We start from the raw sequence: 17,474 nt of genomic DNA on the forward strand, positions 1-17,474 counted from the left end.
CCGCCTTCGTAGCTCAGGGGATAGAGCACCGCTCTCCTAAAGCGGGTGTCGCAGGTTCGAATCCTGCCGGGGGCACCAGCCAAAACGGCCCGGACCGATCATGGTCCGGGCCGTTTTGACGGCAGCATTTGACGGCAGTCGCCTCTCAGGCGGCCGGCAGACGGCGTTTGAGCAGCCGGTCCATGTGGCTGATCGCCTCGCGCTGGGTGTCGTGCACGACGTGCGTGTACACGTCCATCGTGATGCTGATCTGGCTGTGCCCCAGGATTTCCATGATGACCCTCGGCGCCACGCCAGCGGCCGTCAGCAGCGTGGCGCAGCCGTGCCGCGCGTCGTGCAGCCGCACCACCCGCAGCCCGGCATCGGCCGCGACCCGAGTGAAGGACCGGTAGACGTTGCGCGGCTCGACCGGCCGGCCGTTCCGCGTGGCGAAGACGTAGCCGTTTTCGGACCAGGCGACGCCCGTGCGCGCGAACGCCTCCCGCTGCCGCAGCCGGTGCCAGCGCAGCGGTGCGATGCACAGCGCAGGCATCGGCACCACGCCGGCTGCGGCGGCTCTTGGGGTCGTCGTCGTACAGCGTGCCCCGGCGTCGCTGGGTCTGTTGGCGGACGTGCAGCACCCGGTTTTCGAGGTCCATGTCCGACCAGCGCAGACCCACCAGTTCCCCGCGCCGCAGGCCCATGGCGACGGCCAGCACGAACGCGGCGTATAGCGGGTCCCGGCGCGCGGCTTCGAGGAAGGTCAGCGTCTCCTCCAGCGTCCACGGGCGGATCTGCCGCTGCTTGACGCGGGGCGGTTCAGTCCCCTTCGCTGGTGCCGTAGGAGCCAGGTGATCTCCTGGCGCATCCGCTCCAGTAAGGGGAAGCGCACCAGGTCGGGCCCAGGGCCACGGCGCCCGTCGCAGCCCTACTCCTGCATCGCACCCAGGGCCGCGTCGGACGGCGTGCCCCTCATGTGCCCGAAGGGACGGGACATGGCGGTGCCGGCGGGAGCCACGGGGGACCTCGTGTGCGTATCCGCAGGCGAGGGTGGCGGCCCTGGCCGAGTGTGGAGTGTCCGTGCCGGCACGTCACACACCTGTGGTCGGCTTTTTCTAGCCGACCAGTGCGGTGAGCACGGCGTTGGGTTCGCTGGTGAGTGCGGCCTTGACGGTACGACTCCAGTCGTCGACGAGGACTTCGATCTGATTGTTCTCGATCCCGTCGAGGCTGAAGCGTGCGACGTCGGTGGGGTCGATCTTGGGTCCCTCGTACCCGGCGCTGATATCGGTGTCGGCCGCTCCCAGATGCACGCCCTGGACCAGGACACCCGCGGGGGCGAGCTCGAGACGCAGGCTGTTGGTCAGGCTCCATTCGGCTGCTTTGGCCGCGGAGTAGGCACCGGAGCCGGGGTAGGAGAACCATGACAGCGCGGACAGGATGTTGGCCATCGCGCCCTGGTGCGCTCGTAGTGCGGGGGCGAACGCCCGGGCCATGGAAAGGGTCCCGAACACGTGTGTCTCGATCTCGCGCCTGACGGTGTCGACGTCGGCCTCCAGGAGGGGCTGGGAGGTGGAGATCCCGGCGTTGTTGATCAGCACCGACACGTCTTCGGCCCGGTGTGCTGCCGCCTCGACCGCGTCGGTGTCGGTGATGTCCAGGCGCACGAGCTCGACGCGTGGGTCCTCACGCATCTCCTGGTCGGCGGCATCCGGGTTGCGGATGCCGGCGTAGACCTTGCGCACGTCACGAGCGAGGAGCTCGGCGACGAACCGGCGGCCGATGCCGCGGTTCGCGCCCGTGACCAGGGCGGTCTGTCCGGCGAGCTCCATTCAGGCCTCCTGGCCGGCGGCCTCGCGGGCGGCGAAGACCTCGGCCGCGGCGAAGAACCCGTTGAGAGCGGCGGGGAACCCGGCGTAGACGGCCATCTGGGTGATGGTCTCGATGATCTCTTCCTTGGTCCAGCCGACGTTCATCGCGCTGTCAACGTGGGTCTTGAGCTGGAGGTTCGCGGTGCCCATGGCGGTCAGCGCGGCCACGGTGAGGAGCTCGCGCGTCTTGACGTCCAGGCCGGGGCGGGAGTGGATGTCGCCGAGCGTGAACTCGATGAGCAGGTCCGCGAACCCAGGGGCGATGCCCTCCAAAGCGTCGAAGGACTGCGCGCCGGCCGCGCCGTGGATCGACTCGTAGTAGGCGATGCCCTTCTTGTACCGCTCGCTCTTGCCGGTCAGGTCGATGCTGTCACTCATGATGTGTGCCTCCTCAGGCCGATTCGTTCTGCCCGGTCCCGTCTGCTCGTGCACCAGGGGGCGAGAACGGGGCCGGGTGTGTGGTGGTCTTCGTTCTTGGAGCCGTCGCCTACGCTAGAACCTGACACTGATGTCAGAGACAAATCCGCCAAGGCGAATGTGACGGGAGACACGATGAGGATCGGGGAACTGGCGCATCGAGCCGGCGTCAGCGTGCGCTCGCTGCGTTACTACGAGCAGCAGGGGCTGCTGGACTCGGACCGCACCGCGGGCGGGCAGCGTACCTACGACGAGGGCGCGGTCGAGCGGGTTCAGCTCATCCAGCAGCTCTACGCCGCAGGCCTGCCCAGCCACACGATCGTCGATCTGCTGCCGTGCGTGTCTACGGGAATGGTCACCGGCAGCATGTACGACAAGATCCGGCACGAGCGCGACGCCATCCAGCAGCGCATCACCGAGCTGACCGCGGCACGCGACAAGCTCGACGGCGTCATCGAGCACGTCCTACGCGTCGGGATCTACGACGAACCGTCACCGCAAGCCGCCGGGTGACGATCAGGGAAGCTGCTGCGGGGCGGCGACGGGCAGGACGGCGGCCCCTCCGAGAGTTCGGGACGAAGAGATCCGTGCCAGACGCGTGCCAGATCCACCGGGGAACCACGGGGAACACCGGGGTATCGAACGGTGGCCCGCCAGAGCGCCAGCGACCTTAGCCACAGGTCAGCGCGGCGACCCAGGCCAGAGAACCCGAGCTTCCCGAGCTGAGTGTCTCCTGTTGTCCGCGCCGGGTGGCCCGCATGCCGCGGACGTCTCGTGTCGTTGTCGCCAAGTAGCCTGCGCCCAATGGACTTTCTAGCTTTGGAGGTTCTGTGGACGCGACCGCCCTCACCAGTCCTGCACGGCTGTGGTCGGTGCGAGAGGTCTTGGTGCGGCAATGCCCTGTATCAGCAGCGGCCGAAGTCTACGGGTGGCACTTCAAGGAGGCACCCCACCCCGACTTGGCCCCCGGACGACTGCTCTACGTCGGCATAGCTCCGCGCCACATGTCCAACCGGACCAGCACGCAGAACCTCAGGAAGCGCGTCCGGTACCACTACCGGGGCAACGCGGCTGGATCGACTCTGCGGCTCACCCTTGGCTGCCTGCTCGGGCTCGAGCTACGCCGCGTAGGTAGCGGGAACCGCCTGACGTTCGGTAAGAGCGGGGAAGCCGACCTCAGCCAATGGATGGCCGACCACGCGCAAGTGTGCTGGCTGGAACACGACGAACCGTGGACTTTGGAGTCGGAGCTCATCGCTCAGCATGACCTTCCCCTGAACCTCGACCAGAACCGCCACAATGGCTTTCACGACCGCCTCAAAGAAGTGCGCGCCAAAGCTCGGCAGCGGGCAAGAGCCTTGCCCATCAGCGCGTAGAAAGAAGCACAGGTGAGCAACGCAGACCTGCCCACCCCTCGGCGCAGCGAAGTCAAGCGCGCCCAGGATCGGCGTCGCCGTGAGCGCATGCGGAGCAATGGGAGCGTCGAACGCTACACAGCGGTAGAGATCGGTGAACGGGACGGCTGGATCTGTGGCCTATGCCAAGATCCAGTGGACCAGGCCTACCGGCATCCAGACCCTCGGTCGCCGAGCATCGACCACGTCCGCACTATCGCGGCCGGCGGCGCGGACACGCGCGACAACGTGCGCCTCACCCATTGGGGCTGCAACCATGAGCGCAACGCCAGCACCCCGCTGGGGACTGTCGAGGAAGCCGAAGCGCAGCGCGCTGTCCTCCTCCGGATACCCGCGCTCCAGGCCTACGCAGAAAGCCTCAGGGCCGAGGACATGGTCCGCCGCTCTCGGGCTTCCCACGCACCTGAGAGGTATCGCGCCAAGTTGGCGCGTCGGGTGGAACGCTACGAACGCGAAGGACGCTGACCGCGCACGCCTCTACGAAGAAGGCGCGTGCCACAACCGTGCCAGATGTGGGGGTCAGGCACGGTCAACCAGGGTGGCTGACGGGCGCACTCGTGCCCGCTGGCTCGGCCAGCAAAACCGCAGGTCACCTACCCTACGGCCCAGCCTCTCTCCTAAAGTGGTTGTCCAGCCCGCTCACCGAGTCCACACTTGCTGGAACTCTTCAGCCGGGATGGCCTCCAACGGATCCTCTTCAGGGTCGATCGCTTGGTCTGTCAGGAAGCCGTGCTCGTCCTCCAGGTACTCCCAGCTGTACCGGTGGAGTCGGCCGGCCGAGGTCAGCTCGGCTTGCTTGACAGCGATCAACTCGCCGCGGTCGGGCACGGCCTCGAAGTACCACAAACCGCCCTCCTCGTCAGTGCCGCGGAAGTGGTGCCGCAGGGTGGCGTTCTCATCGAGTGCTCGGAAGTACGCCACGGTCTCTGCTTTGATGCGCTCCAGATCAACCACGGGCTCATCGTGCCAGCGAGCGCGCGCGGGTTGCTCCGCTCTGACATCTACGAGTGACATCAACGACGCCGGACGCCAGCACTCCGGGGTGTCGTCGTTCTCTGAAAAAACCGTGGTTCTGGATCACTTTCCGTGCTGGGGCCACGGAGGGTCACCACAACCGCGATCATGAACGGCCGCACGCCGTGAGGAGGATCCGCTTGCGCAGCAGGTCGAAGTTGGCCCGGCCGAACATCTGCCGCTTCAGCATCTTGATCTTGTTGTTGTGGCCCTCGACAGCGCCGGAGCTGTAGCTGAGGCTGAGTCCGGCGACGACCGCGTCGCGGTCCTGGCCGATCCCGCTGACGAAGCCGTGCAGGGCGGGCAGGTCGTCGGCCTGAACGCGCTCGATCCACTTGTCCAGGTCCTGGCCTTGGCGGTTGTTCATCAGCTCGGCGAAGGCACGCACGTGCCCGGCGGTCCGGTCGAGTTCGGGGCAGCGGGCGAGGATCGTCTTGAGCTGCTGTTCCTGGTCGTCGTCGAGACGGTCGGGGCGGCGGGTGAGCCAGCCGGTCACGTCCCGCACGGACGGGGCTTTGCGGGGCGGATCGTCGTGGGGAAGGGCTTCGCGGAGCCGCTGCACGTGCTTCTTCACGACGCTCTCGCCTCCGGGGTAGCCGCGCTCGCGGAGTTCCTCGAACAGGCGGCGGGCGACGGTGCAGCCCTCTGTCCACCGCTGGTGCAGGTAGGGCTTGTAGGGATCAAGGATGCTGGACCGGCCGGTCCAGCGGCCGACCAGGAGCTCGTCTGCGGTGGCCGCGTGGGCGAGACGGCGGACGGTGTTGCGGGCCAGACCGAGCCGCCGGGCGATGGGCCGCAGCCCGAGCCCTTCGTCCAGGAGGGCGTGGACGGCTGTGTGCTGCTCGCGGACCCTGTCGGACAGGCGGCCGGACTGCCGTGGCTCGCCTGCGGAACGTGATGCCAGGTCTGTGATCTGTTCGGCCGGTGCGGGACGAACCGGGCCTGGCTCCTCCGGCTCGCGCAGCAGGGCGCGGTGCTGGATGACCGTTTTCTCGACGGCCTCGACCAGGTTCTTCCAGATATGCCACCGGTCCGCGACATGGACCGCGTCCGGGGCGCCGAGCCGCCCGGCTTCGGCGTAGGCGGCGGAGCGGTTGCGGCAGATCACCTCGACACCGGGGTGGTCGGTGAGCCACCGGGCCACCGTCGAGATTTCCCGGTCGGGCAGCAGATCGACCGGGGTGCGGGTCTCGATGTCCACCAGGATCGTGCCGTAGTTGTGCCCCTTACGCGCCGAACGCGATGCTGTGCGCCGGGCCGGCGGACGGCGAGACTGTGACCTTGCTCGTCATAGCGATCGACGAATGGGGCAACCACATCGGCCCCGACCTGGCTCCCACCGTCACCACCACCGAACTCGACAACAGGCCCGACGACGCCCTCGGCGAGGACTCCGGTGTGCTCACCGTCCTCAACCCCGACGCCGTGACCAGAACCGGCCGCTTGGAGTGGGCCTGCTCCGACATGACGGCCTGCGCCGGCATCACCGAGCACCACCTGGAGCGCTGGAACGTGGCCACCAGGACGTACGAACCGGTCACCTCCATCGCCGCGGCCCCGAACCGCATCTACCGCGCCGCCGTGCCCCTGCCGCTCGGCGAGACGTCGTACTTCCGGATCACCGGCATCCTCGCCGACGGCACACCGGCCGCCGTGGTGCACTACTCGGCGGCCAGGGGCGACTACGTGTGAGCCGCCGGGAACCGTGCCGACGACTTTGCGGCGGTCACGCGGATTCTGACCGAGGCGGATCAGCGGGACGTCTGCGGCGGACCCTGATTGCTCGGGGAAGCATTTGTCAGGCGCGCAACGGCGACATCCTTCGCCGCAGGCCATGGCGCACGCCGACCACGCCGAGTGAAGAGCCCTTCACCAACTTCGCCGTGCCTCACGACCTGTCGCGGGTCGTGAGGCACGGCGCCCGATCGGGACGTGGCCGGCCAAGCCGGAGTCTTCGCCCGGATGGAGGGCGGCTTCCCGCGCACCGCATGCTCTTCGGAGCCGGCTTCTTCGAGGAGCCAAGCCACGCCGCACAGAGTGTGGCATATTTGAAGTATGGCAACCCGGAAGATCACCATCACCGTGCCGGAAGAGCTGGTGGAATCGATCAAGGAGCGCGTCGACGCACGCGGAGTATCGAGCTACATCGCGGCCGCCGCCGCCCATCAGGACGCCATGGACCGACTGCGCGAGTTGGCTGACCGTCTCGAGGAAGAGCACGGCGCCGTGACGGACGAGGAACAGCAGGCAGCGCTGGACCGCATCGCCGCCATCGACGGCTGGCACGACGAGCAGCGATCGGCTTCGGGCGAGGCCGCGTGAGCCGCACCACCCGAGCGAAGCTGCACCGGCCGCGCCGGCGTGTCTTCGTGTTCGACTCCGAGGCCCTCTCCAAGGCAGTCCAGGGCGATCGGGAGATGGCCGCGCTGATCAAGACGGCCCCGCGGCTCGACATCCCGATCGTCACCTCGGCGCTCACGACCCTGGAGGCATGGGACCCGAGCGAAGCGTCGCGGCAGGCACTCTGGAACTGGACGTTGTCCCGGATCCGCATCGTGCACACGGACGACCAGGTGACCGCCATGGCACGCGACATGCTGAAGGCAGCCGGCCTGCACGGGCACAAGTACGCCCTCGACGCCGTTCTGGCGGCTGTGGCCGGGTGGGAAGCCGCACAGGGGACCCAGGCAACCGTCTTCACCTCCGACACCGACGACATGAATCAACTCCTCGCGGGCCACTCCGTGCGAGTCGAGAAGGTCTGACGGGACGCCCGCACCTCACTCCAGCCGCTCGCCGGGCCCCAAACAACCCATGACCTTCGCCGGACAGCGTCCACCAGCCCGTATTCCGCACACATGAGGACGGGAAGCACCATGAACACGTGAGCACCGCTGAGGGGTCCTTCCCCTGGTCAGACATCCTGCGGCCCACGTCTACGCAGGTCGCAGCCCCGCTCCGGGAAAACTCCCAAAGCGGGTGTCGCAGGTTCGAATCCTGCCGGGGGCACAGCAAAACGCCTGGTCAGAGGCCCTTCCGTCCGACGGACGGGAGGGCCTTCGTACTCGCGGTACGCATATGGCACCGCCTGCGGCTGCGGGCAGAGGTGGAGCTTTCCAACCCCGCCCACGCCATGTGCCTGAGAAGGCCCGTCTACGATCAGCCGCCATGGACTGGCTGGAGCGGATCGCGAAGCTGAGGCAGTGGACCAGGAGTGGGACTCGCGCTCCGCACAAGCCGCTGCTGCTCCTGTACGCCCTCGGCCGGTTCCAGGAGGACGCCGATGGCGATCTGCAGTACACCGCGGTGGAGCAGGACCTGCAGCGCCTGCTGACCGAGTACGGCCCGCCCAACAAGACGACGCCCGCCTACCCCTTCCATCACCTGGTCAGCGACGGCGTATGGGAAGTGCGCACCGATCGCGGGCCTGGCAGCCCCGGAAGTGGGGTCCGGGACCTCCGGGAGACGGGCGCCACCGGACGACTCGCGCCGGACTTGAGAGCGGCGCTGCGACGCGAACCGCAACTGCTCGCCAGCATCGCACGATTGCTGCTCGACCTGCACTTCCCACCTGCCCTCCACAGTGAACTGTGCGAAGCCGTCGGCCTGGAGCTGGAGCCGGCGGAGACCGAGCAGCTCTCGACGGCGCGCAGGCAGCGGGACCCGCGGATGCGGGAGCTGGTACTGACCGCCTACGAGTACCGGTGCGCCTTCTGCGGTTACGACGGCAGGATCGGCGCGGTGCCAGTCGGGCTGGAGGCCGCCCACGTGCGCTGGTGGGCGTTCGGCGGCCCCGACGACATCGAGAACGGGCTATGCCTGTGCTCGCTGCACCACAAGCTCTTCGACAAGGGTGTCCTCGGTGTGGGAGACGGCGACCGCATCCTGGTCTCACAGCGCTTCGTCGGCCACAGCGCAGCCGCCCGCGAGCACGTCATAGCCCTCGCGGGCCGTCCACTCGTCGGCCCGCAGCCCGGCGCGCGCCCTGTTGCTGCCGCTCACCGTGACTGGCACACCCGTCAGGTCTTCCACGGCGAGCCGCGCCCTGCTACGACTGCCTGACCGCTGCGGTCATCCCGATGCGGCCCCGCCGCGCCAAGCCGGCCGACACCACGGCCGCCGACACCGACGACAGGCCGCGCCCACCCGCAAGCGCACCGACACCGAGCCGGCCGCCGACAAGCCCACCACTTCCTGACCGCACCCCCACACCGAGCCGCCCACCCCACCAGGTGAGCGGCCCGACCCATACCGCAAGAAGAACTTATGGCCACCGAACCCGACACCACCAAGCCCGAACCCCGGACCACCAACTGCCCCGACTGCGGTGCCGGCTCCGGCAACTTCCACATCGACGGCTGCGACGTCGCCCGCTGCACCCACACCACCAACGAGTGCAACACCCGCTGGACCGGCCGCTGGACCGGCGAGACCGAGTGCGTCGAGTACGGCTTCGTCATCGACCTCGGCCCCGGCACGAAGCCCCTGCCGGACCTCAACCGCCTCTACGCCGAGCGCAACTGGGACCCCGCGCAGCAGCGCATGGTCCGCCGCACCACCTAACGGCCCCGGGGCCCGGCTGAGCAGCCGGGCGCCCGTCCCCGGAAGGAACCAGCCCCATGTACCTGGTGACGTACGGCCTCCAACTTGGCGCCCTCGGGGTTACACCGTTCGATTGGCAGACCCGATCCCACCGCCCTTTCTCGTCGGCCGATCCTGTCGAAGTCCATGGCCCCTTGCTTTCAGGGGCCTTGAACTCGACCTCGTGGGGACAAGTCGAACAATCCACTGCGAGTTCAGCATGGGCTCACGGGCAATACGACGACGCCGTACCTTTCCGCCACGGGCTGGTGCGGCGTCGCGGGGGCCGTGCCTGCGGACGGTCAGGCGTCCGCCGTCGTGGGCCCCGTGGAGGCGACGCGCATGTCCGTGCGGTGCGGGCAGGCCGCGACGTTCCGGCCGACGATGCGGCCGGAGACCATCGCCCAGCCAATGTGCAGGCCGTGGTTGAGGAGTTGCAGGCCGCCCTGACCGGTGGACCCGGCGGCCCACAGGCCGGGCACGGGCGTACCGTCCTCACGTACCACACGCAGCTGGTCGTCGACGCCGAGGCCGCCGTCGGCGAGCGTGATGTAGGCGTTCATGGGGCCCAGCGCGTAGAACGGGCCCTGCGTGACCCCGCTGCCCAAGTGCTGACGGCCGTGGTCCTCGTCCTTGCCGTCCTGCACGTTCTGGTTCCACCGGTCCACCGTGGCGCGCAGGGTGGCCGGGTCGACGCCGATCTCGTCCGCCAGCTCCTCCAGGGTGTCGGCGCGGTGGTACACGTCCGGCCTGTACCGCTTGTAGTCCTGCACGTACGCGTACGCGACACCCGGAAACGTGGAGACCGGGTTCGGCCACGCGGAGAACTTCTGCGCGACCTGCTCATCGAACACCATGAACCCCGTGTTGCTCCCCGTGGCGGCCACCGCCCGGGCCATCGTCGAGTCCGTGTCCTCGTTCGCCAGACGGCGCCCCGTACCGTCCACGAGAATCGCTCCCGCCCGGTACATGGTGACGTTCGGGCCGATCCAGCTGGTCAGCGCACCTCGGATCACGTACGCCAGCAGGTTCTTCGGCAGCCGCTCCACCACGAACCGCATCACCCGGTTCAGCGCGGGGACCGACGGCAGCATCTTGATCAGGTCCGGCCGCTTCGACGGCGCGAACCGCAGGCCCTCGTACAGGCGGTCCATCTGCAGGGTGTACCCGCCGGCCTTCTCACCCAGGTAGAACCCGTCGCCCGTGTTCGCCGGGTTCACCGGCGGGATCCTCGCCGCGTCCTCGCCCACGTGCTTCGCCTTCAGCTCCGTGGAGGCGGAGTAGTCGCCCGTCGTCAGGACGACGCCCCGGCGCCCGAAGTACCGCGTGCCGTTCGCCGCCGCACCGATGATCTCCCCGGCGGTGTTGCGCAGCAGCTCGTCCACCCGCATCGACGTGTAGATCGTCACGCCCAGCCGGCGGCACTCCCGCAGCAGCGCGTCCCGGTAGGCCCGCGAGTTCGGCAGCACGTTGTGCATGCGCGGCTTGTCGTACGGCGGCTCCGGCGTCGGGCCCAGGAACTGCACCCCCAGCGACGACAACCACTCCACCGTCGGCCCGGCGTTCTCCGCCAGGATCCGCCGCAACGACTGGTTCTCCCGCGCCTCGTACGCACCGTTCGCCGTCTTCATGTCCTCGACGAACAGGTCGATGCTGTCGTTCACCCCGGCCCGGAACTGGTAGCTCGTGTTCGCCGCCGTGAACGACCCCACGGACAGCGCGGTGGACCCGCCCACCTGCGGGCACTTCTCCAGAACGACGACCGACGCCCCGCTGCAGGCCGCCGAGATCGCGGCCGCCATGCCGGAACCCCCGGCCCCCACGATCAGGACGTCTGCGGTGTAGGCCATGATGCTTCCCCTCGTCAGGTTCCGTGACTCAGATGCCGGCCAGTACGTCGGCCTGCGGGCGGGGTCCGGCGCTCGCGGCTTGAACGGCGCTGCGCCCGGCCCGCCGTCCGGTGATGTAGGAAGGGGCGAGGCCGCCCGCATACCCGTGGTTGGACAGCCCACCGATGTCCGCCCCGGCGGCGTGCAGGCCGGGTACGGGGCGGCCGTCGGCGTCCAGGACGCGGGCCTGGTCGTCGATGCGGACGCCGCCGAACGTGAAGGTGATGCTGGGCTGCACCATCAGCGCGTAAAACGGGCCGGTCTGCGGGGCGCGGGCCTGCGCGGATACCGGGTGGCCGCCCGCGAACCCGCCCCCGGCGGAGGCGGCCGAGACGTAGTCCTGGAGGGTCTGCCCCAGGACGGCCGGGTCGATCCCCCAGGCGGCCACCTGCGCGACCAAGTCCTCCAGGGTGTCGGCTTGGGCGTGCAGGGCCCCGTTGTCGACCGCGACCTGGTAGCGGTCCACGACACCCAGCCCGGGGAAGGGCTCGTCGGTGCCGACGGTGGAGCGCACGTGGTCGTCGAAGACCAGCACGCCGCGGGCCTGCGGCTGCTGCAGGAGGTCCTGGTTGAGGATCTCGTCGCCCAAGGTCTCGTCGACGAACCGGCGGCCCTCCAGGTTCACCAGGACGGCGTGGTCGGAGTAGTACTGCGAGTTCGGCAGGAAGTCCTCCGGCCCGAAGCTGTTCACGGGGGCCCCGATGAGGTGCCCGTAGAACGTGCTCATCGCGGTGCTGCCGCCGGCCCCGGCCTGCCGGGCCAGGCGCAGGCCGTCGCCGACGCTGCCCGGGTTGGAGCGCAGCAGCAGCCGGTCGGCGTTCGGTCCCATCGCACGGGTCAGCTCGTCGCGCGCCCCCTGGAAGCCGCCGCTCGCCAGCACCACCGCCGGGGCCTCGTACCGCACCCGGCCCTGTGCGGTGCGGGCCAGCAGGCCCGTGACCGCGCCGTCGTCGTCGTGCAGCACCTGCAGCGCCGCCGTGCCGGTGCGGCACACGCCACCGCCCGCCTCCACCTGGGCTCGGCACCAGGCCAGGATCGCGTGGATGTCCGTGGAGTACCCGATGCCGAACGTCATGATGTCCGTCTTCGGGGTGTCTGCCACCCGCTCGCCGGTGGCGCGCAGCTCCTGCAGGCACTCGGCATAGTCCTCCACGACGGCGCGGCCCAGGGCCTCGTCCCCGAGGGGGATACGGCGCCGGTAGGCGTCCAGGTCGGGGGCCGTCCAGAACATGCCCGCCGACAGGGCCGTGGATCCGCCGAACGTGTCCTGCTTCTCCAGGAGCGCCACCCGGGCGCCCCGCCGCGCGGCCGCCACCGCGGCCGAGGACCCGGCGATACCGGACCCCACCACGACGACGTCGAACCTCTCCGTGCGCACGGTGCTCATTCCGCGACCTCTTCCTGCTCGCTTCTGTCCCGGCTCTGCGGCCCGGGTCCGGCGAGGGCGGCGCCGAGCATGTGCCCGAACACCGCGCCCTTGCCCAGGGACGTGCCGGTGATGTACGTGGCCCCGTGAAAGCCGCCCACGACCTCCCCGACGGCGTACAGGCCGTCGATCGGCTCACCGTCGACGGTGGTGACCTGAGCGTCGGGGGTGACGGTGACCCCGCAGTAGGTCGTCGTCATCAGCGCCTTGGCGGGGTAGGCGTAATACGGCGGGGCGTCGATCGGTATCAGCTCGCCCACGCCGTTGCACAGGCCTGTGCGGCCCTGCTCGTCCGCGGCCTTCCGGGCGACGGCGGCGTTGTACCGCTCGACCGTGGCGGCCAGCCCCTCGGGGGCGACGCCGGCCAGCCGGGCGACCTCCTCCAGGGTGTCGGCCTCGTGCAGGTGCCCCAGCTCCTGCAGGGTGTCCATGTCCTTCAGGGGGATGCCGCGGTGGGACTGCGCGCGCACCCGGGAGTCGAACACCTGCACGCCGAGCCCGCCGGGCTGGTCCAGGACGGCTCGGCCGAGCGCCTTGTAGTCGATCGACTCGTCCACGAACCGCCTCCCGGCCGTGTTCACGACGATCGCGCCCATGTAGTAGGCGGTCAGCAGCTCGTGGAACTCCTCGCCCGTCTCGGGGTGGGAGCCGTAGGTCGCCGCCACGAACGACATGTCCGCCATCCCCGCGCCCAGGCGCCAGGCCATGCGCAGGCCGTCGCCGGTGTTGCCGCGCCCGCCGTACGGGATGGCTGCCAGCTGCTCCGGCGCGAAGACCTTCAGCATCTCGGTGCCGCGGCTGAACCCGCCCGTGGCCAGCACGACGCCGCGGCGCCCGTACAGCTCCACCGGCCCGTCCGGGCCCTCCGCCAGAACGCCCACGACCCGGCCGTCGTCGGTCAGCAGACGCTGCGCGGCCGTGCCCGTCAATGTGGTGCCGCCGGCTGCGACGAACGCCGCGTGCAGGGTCGCCAGGACATCCTTGATCGCGCTGTTGTGCCCGCGCGCGGCCGACATCCCGGAGCTGATCGCCACCTCCCGGAACCACACTCCGTGGTCCTTCAGGAACCGGTAGGCGACGTGCTGGTGGGCCAGGTAGGCGTTCACCAGGTCCGGGTCGTTCAGGTGCCGGCCGCCCTCCAGCAGGTCGTGCCGGAACAGGTCCTCGGAGTCCTTGATGCCCTCCTCGGCCTGCTCCGGCGTGCCGGAGAAGGCGAACCAGCCGCCGCTCATCGTCGAGGTGCCGCCCAGGGTGGGCTGCTTCTCGACCAGCAGGACGTCCAGCCCTGCCTCGGCGGCCGTGGTCGCGGTGGTCTGCCCGGCGATGCCGGAGCCCAGGACCACCAGGTCGTGCTCGCGGTGCTGCATGGTGCTCTCGCTCTCCTCGTCGAGGTCGGGGCACGGGGTCGTGCGCGTGGCCGCGGGGCGACCCCGTGGCGGGGTCAGGCGCGGGGCGCCCAGCCACCGTCGACGTCGATGCTGGTGCCGGTGATGTAGGACGCCTGCGGGGACAGCAGGAACTCCACGGCCGCCGCGACCTCCTCCGGGCGCGCGTACCGGCGGGCCGGGACCTGCTCCACGATCGGGCCGGTCGGCGGGACCTGGCCCATCATCGGCGTCTGCACGAACCCCGGGGCGACCCCGTTGACCCGGATGCGTCGCTCGGCCAGCTCGTGCGCCAGGCTGATCGTCAGGTTCGCCAGCGCGGCCTTCGAGGCCCCGTAGACCATCGCCGACGGCAGGAACGGCGGGTGGAGGGCGGCCGCCGGGCCGCCGGTCCCCGTGCGCCCCGCGATGGACAGCAGGTTCACGACGCTTGCGCTGCCGTCGTCGGGCATCAGCCGGGCGGCCTCCCGCACCAGGAAGAACGGGGCAGCCACGTTGACCGCCATCACCTGGTGGAACAGGGCGTCGTCGATCTCGTCCAGCTCGATCTTGCGCCCCTCTCGCTTCGGGGAGATACCGACGGCGTTCACGACCGCTCCGATCGGGGCCAGGCCCGTGGCCGCCGCCGCGAGGTCCGCGTTCACGGCCGACGACGTCAGGTCGCCACTGAAGCCGAGGTGGCCCTCGCCGGGCAGGCCCTTGGCGGTGGCCTCCGCGCGGGCGCCATCGACATCCGCGACGACCACGTGGTAGCCGGACTGCGCCAGCCGGGCCGAAATCACGGAACCGATGCCGCCGGCACCGCCGGTCACGATCGCCGAGCGCTCCGGGGTCGAGGTCCCCGCGACCTCCGGGCTCCGCGCGGGCAGGGCAGGGGTGGTGGTCATGCCAGGAACCTCCGACGTCGGTGTTCTCCTGCCGCGGGGCCGCGGACAGGGCGCTGCTGGTGAGGGCGGCTTCCCCGGCCGGTCGCCGGCGCGGCCAGTGGCACGGCCGCGGTCGAAGTGACGGCGCTCGCCCTCGAGCGTGCGGTAGTCGCCCATGCGGGCCATCACGAGCAGCGCGGCGGCAATCGACGCGATCCAGAAGGCCGTGATGCCGAGCGTGACCCTGAAACTCCTTGTCTCGACACGGATCGAGCTGCGGGTTCTTCCGGACGACCACGTCGGTGTGGCCCCGCTCCCAGGCTCGATGTGACCGTAGCGAGCCACTTGCGAACCGTGCAATAAAAAGTAGGCTCGTTGCATGGAGCGCAATGAAGGGTTTCGCGTAGAGGCGGCGCACCGCGTGCTCGTCCTCGTCAAACTGCTGAGCTCGGCGGGCTCGTTGAGCGTCAGAGAGGCCGCGGCCGCCCTCGACGTCAACCCGTCCACCGCCCAGCGGCTGCTGGCCACGATGGTCGGAGACGGGTTCGCCCGGCAGGGCGAGCGCCGCCGCTACTTCCCCGGCCCCGAGATGGCCCGCCCCGCCGCAGCCACCGCCCCCACCCTGCGCGACCAGGTGCGCCCCTATCTGGAGCAGCTCTTCGAGGAGGTCAACGAGACCGTCCACCTCGCCACCCTGGTCGGCACCGAAATCCACCACGTCGACGGCATCGAGGCCACCGAGCACGTCATCCGGTTCGGTCTGCGCACCGGCGTGCGCCTGTCCGCCCACGTCACCTCCTCCGGCAAGGCCATGCTCGCCAGCCTCTCCGACGACGACATCCAGGCCCGCTACCAGGTGGCCTCCAGCGGGCGCCGTCGACGCCCCCTCGGGGCCGACATGGACCGCCTGCGGGAAGCCCTGGACAAGGTGCGCAAGCAGCGCGTCGCCTCCAACTTCGAGGAGAGCGAGGTCGGCGTGGCCGCGTTCGCCATCAGCCTCGGCAGCCAGGAGGGGCAGCACGCCGCCCTCAGCATCGCCCTGCCCGTCATGCGGTGCGGCCGCGCCGACGTCACCCGCTTCGGCGAGGCCCTCGTCGCCGTCGCCGACCGCTACCTCGCCGACCAGGGCCGGGCACGCTGAGGCGAGGTGGGCACCCTCGTCGTGAGGGCACCTACCCCGCCTCGGGTACGTGAAGGACGCGATGTCAGTCGATCTGGCGGCCCAGCTGCGCCAGGGGGACCTTGTGGGTCTCGCGGGCCGTGGCCACGGCGATCGCGGAGATCACGCAGGCCAGGGAGGTGAGCGCGGCCGCCGGCCACCAGGAGTCGCCGGTGGCGGTGGAGACGGCCTGGATGATCGTCGGGGAGAACCCGGTCAGGATCATGCCCAGTTGCAGGCCCACAGCCATGCCGCTGACGCGGAAGCGGACGTTGAACATCTCGCTGAAGAAGGCCGGGTACACGGCGTTCGTCGCGGCGAACCCGAGCGTGATGGACAGGAAGAAGCCCAGGTAGATCATCGGCACGTCCGCGTTCCCGACGGCCCAGAAGAACTGCCACACCGCCACGGCGCCGAACAGGTTGCCGCCGATCAGCACCGGGCGGCGACCCACCTTGTCGCTCAGCGCGGCGAAAAGCGGCTGCGTCACCAGGGCGGTGGCGTACCCGAACACGACCGCCCACAGCATCGTCGAGGACGATATGCCCACCACGTGCGTCGCGTACGTCAGGCCCCACACCGGCACCACCGAGCTGATGACGATCAGGAAGGCCGCGAAGACTACGCGCACCACGTCCGCCGGCTGGTGCTTGAAGACCAGGCCGATGGGTGCCTTGGCAACCTTGCCCTGCTCCTTCTGCTCCCGGAACGCCTTCGGGTCCTCCAGGGTGCGGCGGATGACCACGCCCACGATCACGATGACCGCGGAGGCCCAGAACGGCACCCGCCAGCCCCAGGCCATCATCTGCTTCTCGGGAAGCGCCGCCACCCCGATGAACGCCAAGGTGGCCAGGATGTAGCCCACCCAGATGCCGTTGATCATCCACGAGCAGTACAGGCCTCGGCGTCCCTCCGGGGCGTGTTCCAGCGTCAGGGACGCCGAGCCGGAGGCCTCGCCGCCCACCGACAGGCCCTGGAACAGGCGCAGCGCGATCAGCGCGGCCGGCGCCCACATGCCGATCGACGCGTACGAGGGAAGGCAGCCGATGAGGAACGTCGCCAAGCCCATCACCATCAGCGTGATGATCATGATGTTGCGGCGCCCGAACCGGTCACCGATGTGACCGGCCAGGAATCCGCCCAGCGGGCGGGCCACGTACGCCACGCCGTAGGAGCCCAGGCTCAGCAGCAGACCCATCGCCCCGGCGTCCGGGAAGAACACCTGGCTGAACACCAGGGCCGAGGCCGAGGCGTAGATGTACATGTCGTAGTACTCCAGCGCAGAGCCCACGAAACCGGCAGCGGAGGCCTTCTTGCCCTGGCTGAGGCCGCCCTTGCCGGAGGCGGTGGAGGCAGGGACCGCGCCGGGCTTCAGCGGCACCCCGGTCACACCCGAGGGAGAGACGGGTGACCTGTTCGTCGTTGACATGGTGCGTCGTCCTGTTCGTCGGGAGTCGCGCGTCGTCGCACGC

The 17,474-nt window shown here is 69.7% G+C and carries 19 protein-coding genes, 1 tRNA gene and 2 pseudogenes; 11 read left to right on the plus strand and 11 right to left on the minus strand.

What is annotated here, in order from left to right; translation table 11 throughout:
• Window positions 1–2: 2 nt before the first annotated feature.
• Window positions 3–78 (plus strand) — tRNA-Arg (locus ACIP4X_RS04525).
• A 67-nt stretch (window positions 79–145) separates the two neighbouring features.
• Here ACIP4X_RS04525 and ACIP4X_RS04530 read toward each other — a convergent pair.
• From ACIP4X_RS04530 to ACIP4X_RS04540, 3 genes and pseudogenes are all read right to left on the minus strand, one after another.
• Window positions 146–800 (minus strand): annotated as a pseudogene (locus tag ACIP4X_RS04530) (tyrosine-type recombinase/integrase); the annotation flags it as partial.
• Between the two features lie 294 nt (window positions 801–1,094).
• On the minus strand, window positions 1,095–1,811 hold the full coding sequence (locus tag ACIP4X_RS04535) for an SDR family oxidoreductase (protein WP_358738285.1): 717 nt from the start codon (window positions 1,809–1,811) through the stop codon (window positions 1,095–1,097).
• Window positions 1,812–2,228, minus strand: a complete 417-nt coding sequence (locus tag ACIP4X_RS04540; protein WP_358738284.1) for a carboxymuconolactone decarboxylase family protein — start codon at window positions 2,226–2,228, stop codon at window positions 1,812–1,814.
• Between the two features lie 174 nt (window positions 2,229–2,402).
• Here ACIP4X_RS04540 and ACIP4X_RS04545 point away from each other — a divergent pair, with 174 nt between their 5' ends.
• From ACIP4X_RS04545 to ACIP4X_RS04555, 3 genes are all read left to right on the plus strand, one after another.
• On the plus strand, window positions 2,403–2,780 hold the full coding sequence (locus tag ACIP4X_RS04545; RefSeq protein ID WP_358738282.1) for a MerR family transcriptional regulator: 378 nt from the start codon (window positions 2,403–2,405) through the stop codon (window positions 2,778–2,780).
• A gap of 317 nt (window positions 2,781–3,097) precedes the next feature.
• Window positions 3,098–3,643 (plus strand): GIY-YIG nuclease family protein, encoded by a 546-nt coding sequence (locus ACIP4X_RS04550; RefSeq protein ID WP_401346597.1) that lies wholly within the window; start codon window positions 3,098–3,100, stop codon window positions 3,641–3,643.
• A 12-nt stretch (window positions 3,644–3,655) separates the two neighbouring features.
• On the plus strand, window positions 3,656–4,147 hold the full coding sequence (locus ACIP4X_RS04555; RefSeq protein WP_391454083.1) for an HNH endonuclease: 492 nt from the start codon (window positions 3,656–3,658) through the stop codon (window positions 4,145–4,147).
• A gap of 174 nt (window positions 4,148–4,321) precedes the next feature.
• On the opposite strand, the gene ACIP4X_RS04560 is transcribed toward ACIP4X_RS04555, so the two are convergent.
• From ACIP4X_RS04560 to ACIP4X_RS04570, 3 genes and pseudogenes are all read right to left on the minus strand, one after another.
• A complete protein-coding gene (locus ACIP4X_RS04560; RefSeq protein WP_358738352.1) occupies window positions 4,322–4,636 on the minus strand; it encodes a hypothetical protein in 315 nt (104 codons plus the stop codon).
• 166 nt (window positions 4,637–4,802) lie between these two features.
• Window positions 4,803–5,270, minus strand: a complete 468-nt coding sequence (locus ACIP4X_RS04565; protein ID WP_391454421.1) for a transposase — start codon at window positions 5,268–5,270, stop codon at window positions 4,803–4,805.
• 393 nt (window positions 5,271–5,663) lie between these two features.
• Window positions 5,664–5,921 (minus strand): annotated as a pseudogene (locus ACIP4X_RS04570) (transposase); the annotation flags it as partial.
• A 56-nt stretch (window positions 5,922–5,977) separates the two neighbouring features.
• Here ACIP4X_RS04570 and ACIP4X_RS04575 point away from each other — a divergent pair.
• The 5 genes from ACIP4X_RS04575 to ACIP4X_RS04595 all read left to right on the plus strand — a co-directional run bounded on the left by ACIP4X_RS04575 (window position 5,978) and on the right by ACIP4X_RS04595 (window position 9,259).
• Window positions 5,978–6,388: a hypothetical protein gene (locus ACIP4X_RS04575; RefSeq protein ID WP_358738350.1), complete on the plus strand. Its 411-nt coding sequence runs from the start codon at window positions 5,978–5,980 to the stop codon at window positions 6,386–6,388.
• Window positions 6,389–6,751: 363 nt separating this feature from the next.
• On the plus strand, window positions 6,752–7,018 hold the full coding sequence (locus tag ACIP4X_RS04580) for a hypothetical protein (protein WP_358738348.1): 267 nt from the start codon (window positions 6,752–6,754) through the stop codon (window positions 7,016–7,018).
• Window positions 7,015–7,461 (plus strand): hypothetical protein, encoded by a 447-nt coding sequence (locus tag ACIP4X_RS04585; protein WP_401346601.1) that lies wholly within the window; start codon window positions 7,015–7,017, stop codon window positions 7,459–7,461. The genes ACIP4X_RS04580 and ACIP4X_RS04585 overlap by 4 nt, the downstream gene beginning before the upstream one ends.
• 403 nt (window positions 7,462–7,864) lie before the next feature.
• Window positions 7,865–8,758 carry a phosphorothioated DNA-binding restriction endonuclease gene (locus ACIP4X_RS04590; protein WP_401346604.1) on the plus strand — a complete coding sequence of 298 codons (894 nt, stop codon included), beginning with the start codon at window positions 7,865–7,867 and terminating at the stop codon, window positions 8,756–8,758.
• Window positions 8,759–8,962: 204 nt separating this feature from the next.
• Window positions 8,963–9,259, plus strand: a complete 297-nt coding sequence (locus ACIP4X_RS04595) for a hypothetical protein (RefSeq protein ID WP_401346607.1) — start codon at window positions 8,963–8,965, stop codon at window positions 9,257–9,259.
• A gap of 320 nt (window positions 9,260–9,579) precedes the next feature.
• On the opposite strand, the gene ACIP4X_RS04600 is transcribed toward ACIP4X_RS04595, so the two are convergent.
• The 4 genes from ACIP4X_RS04600 to ACIP4X_RS04615 form a co-directional block, all read right to left on the minus strand.
• Window positions 9,580–11,127, minus strand: coding sequence for an FAD-dependent oxidoreductase (locus ACIP4X_RS04600; protein ID WP_401346610.1), 1,548 nt, complete (start codon window positions 11,125–11,127; stop codon window positions 9,580–9,582).
• Between the two features lie 28 nt (window positions 11,128–11,155).
• On the minus strand, window positions 11,156–12,553 hold the full coding sequence (locus tag ACIP4X_RS04605) for an FAD-dependent oxidoreductase (RefSeq protein ID WP_401346613.1): 1,398 nt from the start codon (window positions 12,551–12,553) through the stop codon (window positions 11,156–11,158).
• Window positions 12,550–13,959: an FAD-dependent oxidoreductase gene (locus ACIP4X_RS04610; RefSeq protein WP_401346616.1), complete on the minus strand. Its 1,410-nt coding sequence runs from the start codon at window positions 13,957–13,959 to the stop codon at window positions 12,550–12,552. Before ACIP4X_RS04610 ends, ACIP4X_RS04605 begins: the two co-directional genes overlap by 4 nt.
• A 74-nt stretch (window positions 13,960–14,033) precedes the next feature.
• Window positions 14,034–14,864 carry an SDR family oxidoreductase gene (locus tag ACIP4X_RS04615; RefSeq protein WP_391454099.1) on the minus strand — a complete coding sequence of 277 codons (831 nt, stop codon included), beginning with the start codon at window positions 14,862–14,864 and terminating at the stop codon, window positions 14,034–14,036.
• Between the two features lie 154 nt (window positions 14,865–15,018).
• On the opposite strand from ACIP4X_RS04615, the gene ACIP4X_RS04620 reads away from it, so the two are divergent.
• Together ACIP4X_RS04620 and ACIP4X_RS04625 are read left to right on the plus strand one after the other, a co-directional pair.
• A complete protein-coding gene (locus tag ACIP4X_RS04620) occupies window positions 15,019–15,174 on the plus strand; it encodes a hypothetical protein (protein WP_401346620.1) in 156 nt (51 codons plus the stop codon).
• A 48-nt stretch (window positions 15,175–15,222) separates the two neighbouring features.
• Complete coding sequence (locus tag ACIP4X_RS04625) at window positions 15,223–15,984, plus strand: IclR family transcriptional regulator C-terminal domain-containing protein (protein ID WP_391454102.1); 762 nt, start codon at window positions 15,223–15,225, stop codon at window positions 15,982–15,984.
• Window positions 15,985–16,048: 64 nt separating this feature from the next.
• Here the strand turns inward: ACIP4X_RS04625 and ACIP4X_RS04630 are convergent, their stop codons facing one another.
• Complete coding sequence (locus ACIP4X_RS04630; protein WP_391454104.1) at window positions 16,049–17,431, minus strand: MFS transporter; 1,383 nt, start codon at window positions 17,429–17,431, stop codon at window positions 16,049–16,051.
• Window positions 17,432–17,474 lie beyond the last annotated feature (43 nt).

Source organism: Streptomyces sp. NPDC088817, assembly GCF_044750345.1.
Classification (GTDB): domain Bacteria; phylum Actinomycetota; class Actinomycetes; order Streptomycetales; family Streptomycetaceae; genus Streptomyces.

Coding starts and splice junctions, on each gene's coding strand:
- ACIP4X_RS04545 (WP_358738282.1), top strand. CDS start 2,403: ATGAGGATCGGGGAACTGGCGCATCGAGCCGGCGTCAGCGTGCGCTCG.
- ACIP4X_RS04610 (WP_401346616.1), bottom strand. CDS start 13,959: ATGCAGCACCGCGAGCACGACCTGGTGGTCCTGGGCTCCGGCATCGCC.
- ACIP4X_RS04615 (WP_391454099.1), bottom strand. CDS start 14,864: ATGACCACCACCCCTGCCCTGCCCGCGCGGAGCCCGGAGGTCGCGGGG.
- ACIP4X_RS04620 (WP_401346620.1), top strand. CDS start 15,019: ATGCGGGCCATCACGAGCAGCGCGGCGGCAATCGACGCGATCCAGAAG.
- ACIP4X_RS04600 (WP_401346610.1), bottom strand. CDS start 11,127: ATGGCCTACACCGCAGACGTCCTGATCGTGGGGGCCGGGGGTTCCGGC.
- ACIP4X_RS04595 (WP_401346607.1), top strand. CDS start 8,963: ATGGCCACCGAACCCGACACCACCAAGCCCGAACCCCGGACCACCAAC.
- ACIP4X_RS04540 (WP_358738284.1), bottom strand. CDS start 2,228: ATGAGTGACAGCATCGACCTGACCGGCAAGAGCGAGCGGTACAAGAAG.
- ACIP4X_RS04630 (WP_391454104.1), bottom strand. CDS start 17,431: ATGTCAACGACGAACAGGTCACCCGTCTCTCCCTCGGGTGTGACCGGG.
- ACIP4X_RS04625 (WP_391454102.1), top strand. CDS start 15,223: ATGGAGCGCAATGAAGGGTTTCGCGTAGAGGCGGCGCACCGCGTGCTC.
- ACIP4X_RS04535 (WP_358738285.1), bottom strand. CDS start 1,811: ATGGAGCTCGCCGGACAGACCGCCCTGGTCACGGGCGCGAACCGCGGC.
- ACIP4X_RS04605 (WP_401346613.1), bottom strand. CDS start 12,553: ATGAGCACCGTGCGCACGGAGAGGTTCGACGTCGTCGTGGTGGGGTCC.
- ACIP4X_RS04580 (WP_358738348.1), top strand. CDS start 6,752: ATGGCAACCCGGAAGATCACCATCACCGTGCCGGAAGAGCTGGTGGAA.
- ACIP4X_RS04590 (WP_401346604.1), top strand. CDS start 7,865: ATGGACTGGCTGGAGCGGATCGCGAAGCTGAGGCAGTGGACCAGGAGT.